Source organism: Acinetobacter vivianii (assembly GCF_014635885.1).
Lineage (GTDB): Bacteria > Pseudomonadota > Gammaproteobacteria > Pseudomonadales > Moraxellaceae > Acinetobacter > Acinetobacter vivianii.
The window spans coordinates 102,074-118,134 of record NZ_BMDR01000004.1 but is presented as its reverse complement, the minus strand read 5'-3'; the positions used below and the strand labels follow the sequence as shown (position 1 = coordinate 118,134).

Genomic DNA, 16,061 nt, shown 5'->3' with positions numbered 1-16,061 from the left:
CACGAATTTGTGTGAAATACAAAATTTTCGTCATTCTCTTCCGTATAGGATTTACAGCTTCATCAGGGACAGAAAACTTACCTTTCTTAACACAAATAAATTTGCCTAGATTTAAAACAACTTGTATATACATATACATACTAGATTGTACATGAACATACTAAAACCAGATCATGTATTTTCTATAACAATCAATGCTTCATGGATCAGGAGTAAAAGATGAGCTCATTGGATGAGAAAGAAAAACACCAGTTTGTTGAAAACCGAAGTATTGACTTCATTCCAGAACATGAACGACATGGTAGTGTATTTGGTCAATTTACCCTGTGGTTTGGTGCCAACTTACAAATAACTGCAATCGTTACGGGTGCTTTGGCCGTTGTGCTTGGCGGAGATGTGTTTTGGTCTATTATTGGTTTATTGATTGGACAATGTTTCGGAGCCGTTGTGATGGCTTTACACGCAGCACAGGGTCCAAAGCTCGGTCTTCCACAAATGATTTCAAGCCGCGTTCAATTTGGGGTATATGGTGCTTGTATTCCAATCTTGTTGGTTTGTCTGATGTATATCGGATTTACAGCCACTGGTGAGGTACTGGCAGGTAAAGCTATCGCACAATTGATCAATGTCAGTAGTACAACTGGTATTTTAATTTACGCCTCTTTTATTGTGATCTTTGCGACCATTGGTTACCGCTTAATCCACTGGGTTGGAAAAGTTGCCAGCGTGATTGGCATCATTGCATTTGTGATTATTTTGAGCCAGATTTTGACTCATTCAAATTTCTCAGCATTAATCGCAGTTCAAAAATTTAGCTGGCCTTCATTTTTATTGGCAATTTCGCTTTCAGCCTCTTGGCAAATTTCATTCGGCCCTTATGTGGCGGATTATTCCAGATATTTACCCTCAAACACCTCCTCCACCCGTGTTTTTCTGGCGGTTGGTTTAGGTTCACTCCTCAGTTCGCAAATCTCCATGACTCTGGGTGTCTTCATTGCACAAATTTCACAAGGTGGCTTTGTCGGAAATGAAGTGCAATATGTAGTGGGTATGAATGCAGCTGCACTGGTGATTACTTTTTTATATTTCAGCATTGCCTTTGGCAAAGTCACCTTATCGACCCTCAATGCCTATGGTTGCTTCATGTGTATTGCAACCATTTGGAATAGCTTCAAACCAAAATATCAAATTTCCAAACTCACACGGTTAAGTATTGTACTGGGTATGGTGGCTATTTCGACCTTGATCGCAATCTTGGGTGAACATACATTCTTAAATACCTTTAAAGCATTCATCCTGTTCTTGCTCACTTTTTTTATCCCGTGGAGTGCAATTAATTTAGTCGATTACTATTTTATTTCTAAAGAAGAGTGCGATGTGGCTGCATTATATGATCCGAACGGAAAGTATGGACGCTGGAATCATATTGGTATTGGCTGCTATGTCCTCGGGGTTTTACTACAGCTTCCTTTTATTCATAGTAAGTTTTTTACAGGTACAATCGCCACAGCATTAGGTGATGTTGATATTTCCTGGCTGGTCGGACTTTTAGCAACAGCGGTGATTTATTATTATTTTGCAAAAAAAGCTCAAGTTCGAGCGACCAGCAAACTACGTTTTGAATAACGAAAAATATTGCAAACCAAAACCATCTTTTTTCTACTGATAACTTTATGAAATATGGTGCATACGTTATGATGAATAACGATTTTTGTAGAGTGTTTGAAAACCCTTATGCAACCTTTTGTTCTATATAATTCTGAGCAACGTAAAAAAGTTGAATTTGTCCCACGCACAGAAGGTCAAATTGATATGTATGTGTGTGGTATGACTGTTTATGATTACTGTCATATCGGGCACGCTCGAGTTATGGTTGCATTTGACTACATCATTCGCTTCTTGCGTAGTCAGGGCTGGAAAGTTCGCTATATCCGTAACATCACCGACATCGATGACAAAATCATTGCACGTGCCAATGAAAATGGTGAGAGCATTCAGCAACTCACTACACGTTTTATCGATGCCATGAATGAAGACGCAGCAAACTTGGGCTGTGCTGCACCTGATGAAGCGCCAAAAGCAACTGAATATATTGATCAGATGCAAAGCATGATTAACACCTTGGTTGATAAAGGTGCTGCTTATCCGTCTAGCAATGGCGATGTTTATTTTGAAGTCAGTAAATTCGATAAATATGGTCGTCTATCTGGTCGTAAACTGGAAGATATGCAAGCGGGTGCATCTGAGCGTGTTGATGTTGAAGTTGAAAAGAAACATCCATTTGACTTTGTGCTTTGGAAACATGCCAAAGAAAATGAACCGGCTTGGGCTTCACCTTGGGGCAATGGCCGTCCAGGCTGGCATATTGAATGTTCTGCAATGTCGACTTGCTGCCTAGGCAATCATTTCGATATTCATGGTGGTGGTTCAGATCTGATGTTCCCACACCATGAAAATGAAATCGCCCAAAGTGAAGCATCGACTGGCGAACAATATGTTAATTACTGGATGCATGTGGGCTTCATCAACGTTGATGGCGAGAAAATGTCTAAATCTTTAGGCAACTTCTTCACCATCCGTGATGTGATGGAAAAATTCCATCCAGAAGTGATTCGCTACTTCATCGTGTCATCGCACTACCGTAGTCCAGTTAACTTCTCTGATGTGGCCTTAAAAGAAGCGAAAACAGCACTTAGCCGTTTCTATCACTCTTTTAAAGCCTATCAGCAAGTCTATGGTCAAAAAACCACTGAGACGTTAGAGCAGCACTTTGTTGAGCGTTTTAATAATGCGATGCGCGACGACTTCAATACTGCTGAAGCAATGGCAGTCCTGTTTGAACTCAATAAGGAACTGAACCGTGCAGTCAAAGAAGAACAAGCTGAACAAGCCACGCTTCTTTACTCTACCCTACGCCATTTAACTGACATTCTTGGCTTGGTTCAGCATGATGTTGATGACTTCCTCAAATCAGATATTGGTCAGGAAGCGCTAGCGCTTTCAGATGCTGAAATTGAAGATTTTATCCAGCAACGTGTTGATGCGAAAAAAGCCAAAGACTTTGCCAAAGCCGACGGTATTCGCCAATCTTTATTGGATCAGGGTGTGATTTTGGAAGATACACGTCAAGGAACAATCTGGAGACGTGCTGATTAATTCAACACTTAGCATGCCAGAGAGTTGACAGCTGAATGAAACTCTCTATAATGCGTCCTATTGCGGGAATAGCTCAGTTGGTAGAGCATAACCTTGCCAAGGTTGGGGTCGCGAGTTCGAGTCTCGTTTCCCGCTCCAAATTCAAAAAAGCCCTTATCGAAAGATAAGGGCTTTTTTATTTCTGATACTTATATCTTTCACAATCCCCTCTCACACATCAAGGATGACAAACTTTACACACCTACTTTAATGTAATATTATAACATTACATTAAATTCGGAGAATCAAAAATGAAAGTGTGCTCATCCCTTAAAAGCGCCAAACGCCGTAGTGCTGATTGTCAGATTGTGAAACGTCGCGGCAAGCTATTTGTCATCTGCAAATCAAATCCCCGCTTCAAGGCAAGACAAGGTTAAACTTGTCTTGCTTTACCAAAGGTTAAACAACCCTTACATTCCCTTACTTCCATTTCTTTTTAAAATCTAATAACTTGGATATTAATACTTTCGAATAAGGTTATATCCAAGATGAAAAAATCAATTATTGCCATTTCTCTAGCGTCTATTTTCCTTGTGGCATGTAACAAGGCTGAAACACCAAAAACTGACGAGCAAACTCCACCAGCAGCGACTACAACAGAAACAACGCATGAAGCTGTTGATAGCGCGCATACAGCAGAAAACTCTCTGGACTGGAATGGTACCTACAAAGGCGTACTACCATGCGCTGACTGTGAAGGCATTGAGACTGAACTTGAACTGAATCAAGACAAGACCTTTGAGTTAAAAGAAAAATATTTAGGTAAAGGCGACGGTAAAGCATTCGAAAGTAAAGGTAGCTTCGCCTTTGATACTACAAACACATCAGTAATTACATTGGATAAAGCTGGTGATGGCCGTAAATATTTCGTTGCTGAAGGTTATCTAAAAGCTTTAGATACAGAAGGTAAAGAAATTACAGGTGAATTGGCAAGCAAATACGAGCTTAAAAAAGAAGCTGACTAAGCCTTAAATAATTAAAAAAGCCCATTTACGAAGTGGGCTTTTTAGTAAGCAATAAAAAACCCAGTCAAAATGACTGGGTTTTTTTAGAAGATACGAATTACTTCGCAGCAGCTTGAGCAGCAGCAACTTCTTCTGCAAAGCTCATTTCAGCTTTCTTCTCAATACCTTCACCCACTTCGAAACGAACGAATTGAGCTACAACAGTACCAGTCGCTTTCAATACGTCAGCAACTTTCTTGTCGTTGTCGATAACATACATTTGACGATCAAGAGCAACTTCGTTCAAGTATTTTTCAACTGAACCAGTTACCATTTTCTCAACGATGTTCGCTGGCTTACCAGATTCTAACGCTTTCGCTTCAGCAATTTCTTTCTCTTTAGCGATCAAGTCAGCTGGAACAGCTTCTGCATTTACTGCAACTGGGTTGAACGCAGCAACGTGCATTGCAATACCTTTACCAGTGTCAGCATCACCTGTGTAAGAAACAACAACACCGATTTTTAAACCGTGCTTGTAAATAGCCAAGTTTTCGCCTTCAACGATTTGAGCGCGACGAACTTGAATGTTTTCACCGATTTTTTGAACAAGCGCAACACGAGCTTCTTCTACAGTCGCACCGTCTTCAAGCTTAAGTTCAGCAATTTTCGCAGCATCAGTTTCATTTGCAGCAAGTGCAGCAGTTGCAACTTTATCAGAGAAGTTTTTGAAGTTTTCGTCTTTAGCAACGAAGTCAGTTTGACAGTTAACTTCAACAAGGATTGCTTTGTTACCGTTTTGGATGATAGTGATCGCACCATCAGCAGCAATGTTACCTGCTTTTTTAGCAGCTTTTGCTTGACCTGATTTACGAAGGTTATCAATCGCAAGTTCGATGTCACCGTCTGCTTCTGTTAATGCTTTTTTGCATTCCATCATTGCAAGACCAGTACGGTCACGTAATTCTTTTACCATGCTCGCAGTAACTGCAGTCATGTTGATCTCCTAAAATCGGTAGAAAATAAATCTGTTCAACAAAAACGGCCCAAAGAATCTCTGGGCCGTTTGCAATCTCGACGCTTTAATCTGCCACCATTACATGTCGCAAAAATGACAAGCTTGCGTCAAAACGCATTAAGCCTCAGAAGCGTCTTTAGCAGCGTCGTCGCCTTTTGCTTGTGCATTTGCTTGTGATTGAGCATATTCTTTACCAGCAAGAATCGCATCAGCCATAGCAGAAGCATACAAAGTTACTGCACGGATCGCATCGTCGTTACCCGGAATAACGTAATCAACGTTGTCTGGGTTAGAGTTTGTATCAACGATACCGATTACAGGAATACCTAAGTTTTTCGCTTCTTTGATTGCAATCGCTTCGTGATCAACGTCGATTACAAATAATGCGTCAGGTAAACCACCCATGTTTTTAACGCCGCCTAAAGCACGTTCAAGTTTTTCCATCTCACGAGTACGCTCTAAAGCTTCACGTTTAGTAAGCTTAGCAAAAGTACCGTCTTGAGATTGAGTTTGAAGATCTTTTAAACGGTTGATAGATTGGCGAAGTGTTTTCCAGTTCGTCAACATACCACCTAACCAACGGTGATCTACATATGGTTGACCAGCGCGTTGAGCTTGTTCACGGATGATGTTAGAAGCAGCTCGTTTTGTACCAACGAATAATACTTTGTTCTTTTTGCTCGCTAGGTTGTTAACGAAGTTCAAAGCATCATTTAACGCAGGAACAGTGTGCTCAAGGTTAATGATGTGAATTTTGTTACGCGCGCCAAAAATGTATTGACGCATTTTTGGGTTCCAGAAACGAGTTTGGTGACCAAAGTGTGCGCCTGCTTGAAGAAGGTCGCGCATGCTTACGTTGTAATCTGCCATTTTCTTTACCTTAAAGTTTGGGTTAGGCCTCCATATATCCGCATTCTCCACCTATTGCTAGGCACCCAGAGTAATGTGTCGATATATGTGCGGATTTTTTTTACGACTATTATTATCAGATAATTTCGTAAAATATATTCACGAAAAGCATTTGATAAAATAGGCGGCTATTTATACCATAGACGCTTGCAAATTACCAAAAGTTTTTAGAGATCATGAATACAACTTATACAGCCCCTCGTCGATTAATCAAAACACCTGAAGAAATTGAAAAGATGCGTGTTGCTGGCAAATTGGCGGCTGAAGTTCTAGACATGATTAAACCGCATATTAAAGCGGGTGTGAGCACACTAGAACTCGATACAATCTGTCGCAATCACATTGAAAATGTTCAACAAGCAATTCCTGCTTGTGTAGGTTACGGCGCAGCGCCAGGTCGTCCTGCTTTCCAGCATTCTATTTGTACCTCGGTCAACCATGTGGTTTGTCATGGTATTCCTTCTGAAAATAAAATCTTAAAGAACGGCGATATTCTTAATATTGATGTAACAGTCATTAAAGATGGTTATCACGGTGACACCAACATGATGTATATCGTAGGTGGTGAAACCTCTATTCTTGCAAACCGTTTGTGTTCAGTCGCTCAAGAAGCGATGTATCGCGGTATGGCAACTGTAAAAGACGGCTCATACTTGGGTGATGTTGGTTATGCGATTCAACAATATGTTGAATCTGAGCGTTTCAGTGTCGTACGAGAATATTGCGGTCATGGTATCGGCAATGTCTTCCATGATGAACCACAAGTTTTGCATTATGGGCAAAAAGGTACAGGTATGCGTCTAGAAGCAGGTATGACCTTTACAATTGAACCAATGGTTAACGCAGGTGTTTGGCAAACCAAGCTTTTAGGCGATAAATGGACAGTTGTCACTAAAGATCACAAATTATCTGCTCAATACGAACATACGATTTTGGTAACAAAAACAGGCATCGAAGTTTTAACTGCACGTCCTGAAGAAGACTTGTCTCGTTTTATGTAATTTATTTTGTTTAATTTTTTCAAAAAAAGCTACTTTGGTAGCTTTTTTTATGTCTTCATAATTCCTTCATTAATTTATTTAAATTAAACAAAAAATTTCACAAGCATAACAATTATTTATTTTAACTAAACAAAGCAGATTTAAAAAAGAGTTATGGTGGGCGCAAGAAAAATCCTTACAAACTTTAGGACATGGAGTCCCGAGATGATGAAGAAGTCATTTGCTTGCCTGCTTACAGGCTTATGTGCCCTACCAACAATTACTTTCGCAAACTCACCTTATTTTAGTTTAAAAGATGGTGATGGGTTTAAGCGTTTTTCGGTTTCCGCTGGTTGGCTGCACGCCATGCCACAAGGATCAGCAAATCCAGTTAATATTAATACCAGTGTTGCTGAAGGTACTGAATCAAAAGTTGGGGATGTTTCAACGACCTCTGTGCTTAATGCTATTGATCAAAGTAAACCAAATGGAAAATTTTGGCATACAACGATTAGTGGTCTAGATAAGTTTACAGATACCTTACCTGCAGCTCTGGCTGGTACAGCCCAAATTAATGGTTTGTCAAATTGGCAAAGTCAGGGAACAGGTTTAGAAGCAGATGACGTAGACACTGTTGGTATTATGGCCAACTATCATTTTACAGATAACCTTTCTTTAGAAATTAAAGCAGGGATACCCCCTAAAGTTGACATTAAAGGTAAAGGAAATATCTACGCACCACTTTCAGGAAAAGCAACCCCTCTTGATGATGGTTCATCACTAGGTGGAATCATTGGAGGGGTAATTGGACAAATAGGCGCAGATATCCCTTTAAAACAAGATATTTTTATTACTGACCTGACTCAAGGCAGTAAAGCAGCCACTGCACGTGCATGGTTACCTGCTGTAGAACTACATTATCAATTTGGCAAATCAGGCATTAATAAATTCCGCCCCTATGTTGGTGCTGGCGTGATGTATGCTTATTTCAATGATTTAAAAATCAACTCAGGGATTGAGTCAGATTTAATCAAAGCTGGTCATATGATTCAAAACATTCATGATGGAAAAGCAGGTGCAGCCTTAGATGGAAAAACCTCTTCCGCTGACCCAGTCGTGAAACTCAAAGCAACAGATACCTTTGCTCCGATTATGACTATAGGCGCAACTTATGACTTTAATCCAAACTGGTTTGCCGTTGGTTCTGTGTCTTATTCAAAAATGAATAATGAAGCAAAAATCTCTGTGACTGATCGTAATACAGGCAAAGAGTTGATCCGCGCCAATACCAAAATTGATATCGACCCATTAATCACCTATGTCGGTGTCGGCTATCGTTTCTAAGCGTTTTAACTCATAAAAAAGCAGCAATCCCAGCTGCTTTTTTATTTCCTGACATTTTTTAATGGGAAACAAGTTGTTCCAACGAATAGAACTCTAATCGCTTTTTAGAATCGAAATATAAACAGAAGTATTTTAAAATACTTTTCACTTATTCTATGATCATAACAACAATGTCAAACCAACAATTTTCGAAACAGTTGATTTATATGTTGATCGGAAGTGCACTAATCCTTGCACTTTCTCTCGGCGTACGTCATGGCTTTGGCTTGTACCTTGTCCCAATGAGTGATGCATTTGGCTGGGGACATCATATTTTTAGTTTTGCCATCGCCTTACAAAATCTGATTTGGGGTGCAGCACAGCCCTTCACAGGCGCAATTGCAGATAAATATGGCACCAAGAAAGTGGTTGCAGCAGGTGGTTTACTCTATGCCATCGGCCTGATCATGATGGCATTTAGCTCGACAGGATTATTGCTTAATCTCAGTTTGGGACTTGTGATTGGATTAGCCTTATCGGCAACATCATTTACCGTGCTGCTTTCAGCCGTAGGTCGTGCGGCCCCGCCAGAAAAACGCAGTATGGTGATGGGGATTGCCAGTGCGGCAGGGTCATTCGGTCAATTTATCATGTTGCCATCAACCTTGCTGCTACTTAAAAGCATTGGCTGGTCCTCCGCACTCCTCGTCAGTGCATTCGCGATTGCATTCATTGTTCCTTTGGCATGGTTATTAAAATCCCCTACTTCAACAGCACCGAAAGCACTGAATCAACCCAGTCTCGGCTTTAAACAGGTTTTAGAAATTGCCAGCAAGCACAAACCTTTTTGGTGGTTATCCTTAGGTTTTCTGGTTTGTGGTTTCCAAGTGGTATTTCTAGGTGTGCATTTACCGGGTTATTTGATCGACCATGGCTTTGATGCCACCACAGGCACTATATTCTTGGCACTGGTGGGTCTATTTAATATTGTTGGGACCTATGGAGCTGGCTGGTTAGGTGATCGTTATTCAAAACCTAAACTGCTGATGTTACTGTATGGGCTACGTGGTATCGCAATCATTGCCTTCCTGTTATTACCACTCAGTATATTTACCGTTTATAGCTTTGGGATCATCATGGGATTGTTATGGCTCTCAACCGTGCCATTAACCAATGGTATTGTTGCCAATATGTTTGGAGTAAAATACTTATCAATGTTGAGCGGCATTGTGTTTTTTACCCATCAAATCGGCTCATTCTTTGGTGGCTGGTTAGGTGGAGTTAATCACGATCTCGCAGGCAACTACAATATGATCTGGCTTGCCTGTTTGCTTTTAAGTGCTTTTGGTGTGGTGATTCATCTTTTCGTAAATGAAGAGGCTGTTATTCATGACTAATATTGAACGAAATTTTAAAATTTTACTGATTGGATCTGTGCTTTGTTTAATCAGTTTTTCAATCTTGATCTGGTTTCAAACACCTGATCTGTTTGAATATTTCAATCAAGCCTTCTGTGCACACTAAACAAGTATGTCAGTGTTTTACACTTGTCATCTAATGATCAAAAAGTTGTCATAAAAAGATAAAAATTGAATGGTTTAATGAAAAATAAAAAACCTACAAAACGCAAAAAGCTTGCTGACCTCATCGTCAGCAAGCTTTTTTATTGCGCCTACAAAAAGGGCCGCATTAAGCGACCCTGATTGGATAGAAACCATCAATTTTATTACTGATGTTTCGGCAACGGAATATATTGAGATTGTGCATTTTGCTGGACTTTACGCTCACCTACTTTCACCTGTAAGGTTTGCTGCTTCCCTTCACGTTCGACAACCACATCGATCAAACTTCCTGGGTCTTGCAAAGCCACATAGTTGATTAAATGTGAAGCGGAAGAAATCTGCTCGTTATTGACTTGAATAATCTTGTCACCACGTTTAATTCCAGCTACGTCTGATGGCCCTTCACGCAATACATCAGCAACCGTGACACCAATCGGTTTAGCAGCCAAGACATCTTCATCAAGATTATTTGGAATTAAACTAATGCCTAACCAGCCACGCACTACACGACCATCTTTCAGAATTGAATTAAGAACTTGTTGACAAACCTTCGCAGGAATCGCAAAACCAATCCCCAATGAACCTCCAGACTGAGAGAAGATCGCTGTATTAACACCAATCAGATTCCCTGCCACATCAATCAATGCACCGCCAGAGTTACCCGGGTTAATTGCAGCATCGGTTTGGATAAAGTCTTCATAGGTATTGATCCCCAAGTCAGAACGGCCCGTCGCTGAGATGATCCCTTGAGTTACGGTTTGACCAACACCAAATGGATTACCAATCGCGAGCACTACATCACCCACTTCGTTACCACTCAATTTGAACGGTAAAACTGGCAATTTATCTAACTCGATCTTGATCACAGCCAAATCCGTATCAGGATCTGTACCAATCACTTTCGCTTCAGCACGACGACCATCATGCAGCGCCACCACAATATGTTCAGCCTGAGCAATCACGTGATTATTTGTGAGGATATAACCATCTGCACGTACAATCACCCCAGAACCCAAACTGTTTTCATTTTGAGGCTGTTGCGGCACTTGATTGCCAAAGAACTCGCGAAATACAGGATCATTCAATAATGGATGATTCATCTGTTTTACTTTCTGCGTGGTAAAAATATTCACCACGGCAGGCGCAGCCACTTTGACCGCAGCACTATAGGAAACCACCCCACCTGCACGTGATGTATCAATGAGAGGCTCAACCTTCTCTGCTGGCATTTTTACCCCATCAGCCGCGACAGTCGGTTTCGGTTGATGTGATTTCTGCCAAGCCAGAAAACTAAATATAACAAGAATGAGTAATACCCAAGGTAACCATGTAAATGCACGGCGCACGTCTATTATCCTCTAGGCGAAATTATGTTATGAACGTAATTTATTGAAGAACTGGAAGTTTCCACTATTGTAAAGTAAATTGCTTAAAATCAATGCAAAAGTTAAAAAAGTTTTGTCTAGCTTTAGTTACATTTAAAAATATGTTTTTATTGACGTCTATAAAAGCTGTTAATCATTTGAGGAATCGCATGGCAAATTTGCATGATATTGTGCACTGGTGTAATCAAACTTTAAAAGCAAATGAGTTTAAAGACTATGCACCAAATGGCTTACAAATTGAAGGCAAAGCCGAGGTCAATAAAATTTTATGTGCTGTGACCGCTTCTGAAGATGCAATTGATGCAGCCATTGCTCAGCAGGCGGATGCCTTACTGGTTCATCACGGCTATTTCTGGAAAGGCGAACCCTACCCGATTACAGGCATGCGTGGCAATCGTATCAAAAAACTGATTCAAAATAATATTTCTTTGATTGCCTATCATCTGCCTTTAGACGCGCATCCAAGCTTGGGCAATAACGCAGCGATTGCTGATTTAATCGGTTTGCAAAATCTTGAAGCACTGGATACATCGGAAAAACATCCAATTGGCAATATTGCTTATCTAGATAATGCATTGAGTCCCGAGCAATTCAAGGCAAAATTACAGGCTATTTTTGATTTTGACATTATTCATCTGCCAACTGATAAAACGACGATCCAAAAAGTAGGCTTTTGCACAGGTGCAGCTCAGGATTTTATTGGCAAGGCAGCACAAGAAAATTGCGATGCCTATATTTCTGGTGAAGTCAGTGAACGTACTTTCTATGAAGCCAAAGAGTTAGGTGTTCACTATTTTGCTTGTGGTCATCATGCGACTGAACGTTATGGTGTTCAGCGTTTAGCACAAGCAATTGCAACGCAGTTTGCCATTGAATCTGAGTATTTTGAACTCAACAATCCGATCTAAACTTTCTCAAGTTTACGCAATTGAGTGAGACTCTTTTCACTCAATTGCATTTCGCCAATCCTCAAGTACCATGCAGATCAATTATCTGCTGATCACAAATCCCTATACATCCTACAGCCAGATTTTAAAGCGTAAATAAGTACGTGCTTTAGACCATTTACTCATACCCCCATCCAACCTATAAATAAAATTTATTTTTAATTCATTTTCACCTATAAAAAAGTAGCTAATAAATGTATTGATTATCATTTGCATTTAAACAAATAATAAAAGCGCTTTAATCCATCGTTATAAAACTACATTGATTACAAAAGGAATCAAACACATGGCCTATTCTTTACCTGCCCTTCCTTATGCTTATGATGCACTCGAGCCCAATATTGATACCAAGACAATGGAAATTCATCATAGTAAACACCATCAGACCTATATCAATAATATTAATGGCGCAATTGAAGGCACAGAATGGGAAAAACTTTCAGTGGAAGAACTGGTTGCTAAAGTCAATGAAGTTCCTGCTGAGCTTAAAAACATGGTCATCAATAATGCTGGTGGACATGCCAATCACTCACTGTTCTGGACGGTCATGAGCCCACAAGGTGGCGGAGCGCCTACAGGTGATATTGCTGAAGCGATTGATCAGCAACTCGGTGGCTTTGATGCATTCAAGGATGCTTTTACCAAAGCAGCGATTAGCCGTTTCGGAAGTGGTTGGGCGTGGTTGAGTGTGACACCTGTAGGTAAAATTGTAGTAGAAAGCAGCGCCAATCAGGACTCTCCACTAATGCATGGTCATACCCCTATTTTAGGACTGGACGTATGGGAACATGCCTATTACCTAAAATATCAAAACCGTCGCCCTGAATATATTGCTGCGTTTTATAACGTCGTAGATTGGGATGAGGTCAATCGCCGCTACCATGAGGCATTAAAAGCAATAAAAAATTGATTTTAAATAATAAAGTTAAAAATTTATTCTTGATCAAGGTAGATTAGAGTCATCAAAAAAATAAACTTAAAGATCCATTGGCTCTAATTCTATCTTGTGTATGGTATATGTCTCAGATGGAAATTTTTTGCATATTTTGTGTATTAAAAGACTGCCCTATTGCATGCAGAATCATTTACAATAAAAGCACTTAATGTAAAACCCAGCAAATTTGCAAGGAATGAAACATGACAACCATTACTTTACCTGCACTTCCATATGGCTATGATGATCTAGCGCCACATATCACTCGCGAAACTTTAGAATACCATCACGACAAACACCACAATACTTATGTTGTTAACTTAAACAACTTAATCAAAGGTACTGACCTTGAAGGTAAAACTTTAGAAGAAATCATCAAAGCTTCTGCTGGTGATGCATCTAAAGCAGGTATCTTCAACAACGCTGCTCAAGTATGGAACCACACGTTCTACTGGAACAGCATGAAGCCAAACGGTGGTGGTAAACCTACAGGTGCGATTGCAGCGAAAATCGAAGAAGCTTTTGGTAGCTACGAAAAATTTGCAGAAGAATTCACTGCTGCTGCAACAACTCAATTCGGTTCAGGTTGGGCTTGGTTAGTTGCTGACGAAGTAAACGGTAAATTATCTATTACTAAAACTGCCAATGCAGACACCCCACTTGCTCACGGTCAAATCGCTGTATTGACAATCGACGTTTGGGAACATGCTTACTACATCGACTTCCGTAACTTACGTCCAAAATACATCGCGACTTTCTTAGAAAGCTTAGTAAACTGGGACTATGCAAATGCTAAACTTGCAGGTCAACCAGCAGGTGTTGAGAAATAAGTTTTTATTTCTTCAATAAAAAAACTGCTCTTGATGAGCAGTTTTTTTATATTTATATTTTTCAACAGTTCACTCCTTTCTATCATTCTTTTAGCACCCATTCCTCTGGTAGATAAGCAAATATGCTCGCTCACCTACTTTTATTAAGCTTTTAAATACGATACTTCTGCTCATTTATAATCATTAAAAACTGTTTCTCACCTTTCCTAAATCAAAGATTTATTTTGAGCCATGCATTCTTTAAACCTTTAAACAATAAAAAACCCTGCTTTCGCAGGGTCTTTTTTGAATCAGTTCAGTGCTTAGTGAGCAGCGAATTGGTTCATTGTGTTTTTAGCATCATCATGTGCTTTAAGTGCGTTGTCACCAGAGAAGATTTCTTTGTGATCATCACCGATGTCAGAACCCGCCATTGCTTGGTGTTTAACGCAAGCGATACCGCCACGGATTTCTTTACGTTGTACGCCAGCAACATAAGCCAACATACCTTCAGAACCGAAGTAACCTTGTGCAAGCTCATGAGTAGAAAGAGCAGCAGTGTGGTAAGTCGGAAGTGTGATCAAGTGATGGAACACACCCGCTTCACGAGCAGCATCTGCTTGGAATGTACGGATCTTAGCGTCTGCATCAGCAGCTAATTCAGTAGCATCATACTCAGCGCTCATTAATTTAGCGCGGTCGTATGCAGAAACGTCTTTACCTTCAGCAACCCAACGATCGTACGCTTGTTGACGGAAGTTTAAAGTCCAGTTGAATGATGGGCTGTTGTTATAAACAAGCTTCGCATTTGGAACTGTTTCACGTACACGGTTAACCATGTGAGCGATTTCTTCTACGTTTGGAGTCGCAGTTTCGATCCAAAGAAGATCAGCACCATTTTGAAGGCTAGATACACAGTCAAGTACAACACGGTCAATTTGAGTGTCAGGACGGAACTGATATAAGCCAGAAGCTAAACGCTTAGGACGATGTAATTTACCATCACGCTTGATCAGGATTTCATCTTCTTGAGCATCAGCGATGTCAATTTCAGTTGTGTCTAAGTAGCTGATATATTGAGAAGCGATGTCGCCTGGCTCTTTAACCACTGGGATTTTTTGAGTCAAGTCAGCGCCTTCAGAGTCAGTACGTGCAACGATGATACCGTCATCAAGACCCATTTCTAAGAATGCATAACGTAATGCATGGATTTTAGCGATGAAGTCTTCGTGTGGAACAGTTACTTTACCAGCTTGGTGACCACATTGTTTTGCGTCAGATACTTGGTTTTCGATTTGAAGTGCACATGCACCAGCTTCGATCATTTTCTTAGCAAGTAAGTAAGTCGCTTCTTCGTTACCGAAACCAGCGTCGATGTCAGCAATAATTGGCACAACGTGAGTTTCAAAGTTGTCGATTTGAGCAGTGATTTCAGCTGCTTTAGCAGTATCGCCTGCTTCTTGTGCTTTTTTAAGTGCACGGAATAAATCGTTTAATTCTTTTGCATCAGCTTGACGTAAGAAAGTGTAGATTTCTTCGATCAAAGCAGGAACAGATGTTTTTTCATGCATTGATTGGTCTGGAAGTGGACCAAATTCTGAACGAAGTGCAGCAACCATCCAACCAGAAAGGTAGATATAGCGACGTTCAGTTGTACCGAAGTATTTTTTGTTCGCAATCATTTTTTGTTGTGCGATGAAACCGTGCCAGCAACCTAATGATTGAGTATATTTGCTAGAATCGGCATCATAAGCAGCCATATCACGACGCATAATCGCAGCTGTGTATTTAGCAATGTCTAAACCAGTTTTGAAACGGTTTTGTAGTTGCATACGAGCAGCATCTTCAGGACTAATATCTGCCCAAGTATTGCCAAATTTTGCTTTTAATTCGCGGATTGCATCAATCGCTGTTTGATATGTAGTCATGATCTATTCCTTTGAGGATTGGCATCGAACGGGGGCTAAAAATCCTGATTTTATTTAGTCTAGATTTCAAGCGCCTCATCAACATGAATCAAAGCTTAGTCTTTGGCAAGCGATTTATCCAATATTCTAG

At 40.3% G+C, this 16,061-nt stretch carries 14 protein-coding genes and 1 tRNA gene; 11 read left to right on the top strand and 4 right to left on the bottom strand.

What is annotated here, in order from left to right; all coding sequences use genetic code 11:
* Window positions 1-219: 219 nt before the first annotated feature.
* From IEV36_RS09525 to IEV36_RS09505, 5 genes are all read left to right on the top strand, one after another.
* The gene (locus tag IEV36_RS09525; RefSeq protein ID WP_005258744.1) at window positions 220-1,626 is read left to right on the top strand and encodes a purine-cytosine permease family protein; all 1,407 of its coding nucleotides are present in this window, start codon (window positions 220-222) and stop codon (window positions 1,624-1,626) included.
* A 108-nt stretch (window positions 1,627-1,734) separates the two neighbouring features.
* Window positions 1,735-3,156: a cysteine--tRNA ligase gene (cysS, locus tag IEV36_RS09520; protein ID WP_005258745.1), complete on the top strand. Its 1,422-nt coding sequence runs from the start codon at window positions 1,735-1,737 to the stop codon at window positions 3,154-3,156.
* A 62-nt stretch (window positions 3,157-3,218) separates the two neighbouring features.
* Window positions 3,219-3,294, top strand: a tRNA-Gly gene (locus IEV36_RS09515).
* Window positions 3,295-3,446: 152 nt separating this feature from the next.
* Window positions 3,447-3,572 (top strand): type B 50S ribosomal protein L36, encoded by a 126-nt coding sequence (gene ykgO, locus IEV36_RS09510; RefSeq protein WP_005231541.1) that lies wholly within the window; start codon window positions 3,447-3,449, stop codon window positions 3,570-3,572.
* Window positions 3,573-3,683: 111 nt separating this feature from the next.
* Window positions 3,684-4,160 carry a copper resistance protein NlpE gene (locus tag IEV36_RS09505; RefSeq protein WP_004773621.1) on the top strand — a complete coding sequence of 159 codons (477 nt, stop codon included), beginning with the start codon at window positions 3,684-3,686 and terminating at the stop codon, window positions 4,158-4,160.
* 97 nt (window positions 4,161-4,257) lie between these two features.
* Here IEV36_RS09505 and tsf read toward each other — a convergent pair whose 3' ends face one another.
* Window positions 4,258-5,133 (bottom strand): translation elongation factor Ts, encoded by an 876-nt coding sequence (gene tsf, locus IEV36_RS09500; protein ID WP_004773622.1) that lies wholly within the window; start codon window positions 5,131-5,133, stop codon window positions 4,258-4,260.
* Between the two features lie 138 nt (window positions 5,134-5,271).
* Complete coding sequence (gene rpsB / locus IEV36_RS09495) at window positions 5,272-6,024, bottom strand: 30S ribosomal protein S2 (RefSeq protein ID WP_004652723.1); 753 nt, start codon at window positions 6,022-6,024, stop codon at window positions 5,272-5,274.
* Window positions 6,025-6,239: 215 nt separating this feature from the next.
* Here rpsB and map point away from each other — a divergent pair, with 215 nt between their 5' ends.
* From map to IEV36_RS09480, 3 genes are all read left to right on the top strand, one after another.
* On the top strand, window positions 6,240-7,064 hold the full coding sequence (gene map / locus IEV36_RS09490; protein WP_004773623.1) for a type I methionyl aminopeptidase: 825 nt from the start codon (window positions 6,240-6,242) through the stop codon (window positions 7,062-7,064).
* Window positions 7,065-7,268: 204 nt separating this feature from the next.
* Window positions 7,269-8,387 carry an OmpW/AlkL family protein gene (locus IEV36_RS09485; RefSeq protein WP_032863948.1) on the top strand — a complete coding sequence of 373 codons (1,119 nt, stop codon included), beginning with the start codon at window positions 7,269-7,271 and terminating at the stop codon, window positions 8,385-8,387.
* A gap of 155 nt (window positions 8,388-8,542) precedes the next feature.
* Complete coding sequence (locus IEV36_RS09480) at window positions 8,543-9,763, top strand: MFS transporter (RefSeq protein ID WP_373869382.1); 1,221 nt, start codon at window positions 8,543-8,545, stop codon at window positions 9,761-9,763.
* A gap of 329 nt (window positions 9,764-10,092) precedes the next feature.
* Here the strand turns inward: IEV36_RS09480 and IEV36_RS09475 are convergent, their stop codons facing one another.
* Window positions 10,093-11,274: a trypsin-like peptidase domain-containing protein gene (locus IEV36_RS09475; RefSeq protein ID WP_004773630.1), complete on the bottom strand. Its 1,182-nt coding sequence runs from the start codon at window positions 11,272-11,274 to the stop codon at window positions 10,093-10,095.
* Window positions 11,275-11,462: 188 nt separating this feature from the next.
* Between IEV36_RS09475 and IEV36_RS09470 the strand changes: the two genes are divergently transcribed.
* The 3 genes from IEV36_RS09470 (at window position 11,463) to sodB (ending at window position 14,024) form a co-directional block, all read left to right on the top strand.
* Window positions 11,463-12,221, top strand: a complete 759-nt coding sequence (locus IEV36_RS09470; RefSeq protein ID WP_005258749.1) for a Nif3-like dinuclear metal center hexameric protein — start codon at window positions 11,463-11,465, stop codon at window positions 12,219-12,221.
* Window positions 12,222-12,546: 325 nt separating this feature from the next.
* Window positions 12,547-13,170: a superoxide dismutase gene (locus IEV36_RS09465; protein ID WP_005258750.1), complete on the top strand. Its 624-nt coding sequence runs from the start codon at window positions 12,547-12,549 to the stop codon at window positions 13,168-13,170.
* A 227-nt stretch (window positions 13,171-13,397) separates the two neighbouring features.
* Window positions 13,398-14,024, top strand: a complete 627-nt coding sequence (gene sodB, locus IEV36_RS09460; protein ID WP_004670542.1) for a superoxide dismutase SodB — start codon at window positions 13,398-13,400, stop codon at window positions 14,022-14,024.
* A 302-nt stretch (window positions 14,025-14,326) separates the two neighbouring features.
* Here sodB and IEV36_RS09455 read toward each other — a convergent pair whose 3' ends face one another.
* Window positions 14,327-15,931: an isocitrate lyase gene (locus IEV36_RS09455; RefSeq protein WP_005258752.1), complete on the bottom strand. Its 1,605-nt coding sequence runs from the start codon at window positions 15,929-15,931 to the stop codon at window positions 14,327-14,329.
* Window positions 15,932-16,061: the final 130 nt, after the last annotated feature.

Excerpts from the sequence above, each read along its gene's own strand:
- IEV36_RS09525 (WP_005258744.1), top strand. The coding sequence starts at position 220 with ATGAGCTCATTGGATGAGAAAGAAAAACACCAGTTTGTTGAAAACCGA.
- cysS (WP_005258745.1), top strand. The coding sequence starts at position 1,735 with ATGCAACCTTTTGTTCTATATAATTCTGAGCAACGTAAAAAAGTTGAA.
- ykgO (WP_005231541.1), top strand. The coding sequence starts at position 3,447 with ATGAAAGTGTGCTCATCCCTTAAAAGCGCCAAACGCCGTAGTGCTGAT.
- IEV36_RS09505 (WP_004773621.1), top strand. The coding sequence starts at position 3,684 with ATGAAAAAATCAATTATTGCCATTTCTCTAGCGTCTATTTTCCTTGTG.
- tsf (WP_004773622.1), bottom strand. The coding sequence starts at position 5,133 with ATGACTGCAGTTACTGCGAGCATGGTAAAAGAATTACGTGACCGTACT.
- rpsB (WP_004652723.1), bottom strand. The coding sequence starts at position 6,024 with ATGGCAGATTACAACGTAAGCATGCGCGACCTTCTTCAAGCAGGCGCA.
- map (WP_004773623.1), top strand. The coding sequence starts at position 6,240 with ATGAATACAACTTATACAGCCCCTCGTCGATTAATCAAAACACCTGAA.
- IEV36_RS09485 (WP_032863948.1), top strand. The coding sequence starts at position 7,269 with ATGATGAAGAAGTCATTTGCTTGCCTGCTTACAGGCTTATGTGCCCTA.
- IEV36_RS09480 (WP_373869382.1), top strand. The coding sequence starts at position 8,543 with ATGATCATAACAACAATGTCAAACCAACAATTTTCGAAACAGTTGATT.
- IEV36_RS09470 (WP_005258749.1), top strand. The coding sequence starts at position 11,463 with ATGGCAAATTTGCATGATATTGTGCACTGGTGTAATCAAACTTTAAAA.
- IEV36_RS09465 (WP_005258750.1), top strand. The coding sequence starts at position 12,547 with ATGGCCTATTCTTTACCTGCCCTTCCTTATGCTTATGATGCACTCGAG.
- sodB (WP_004670542.1), top strand. The coding sequence starts at position 13,398 with ATGACAACCATTACTTTACCTGCACTTCCATATGGCTATGATGATCTA.
- IEV36_RS09455 (WP_005258752.1), bottom strand. The coding sequence starts at position 15,931 with ATGACTACATATCAAACAGCGATTGATGCAATCCGCGAATTAAAAGCA.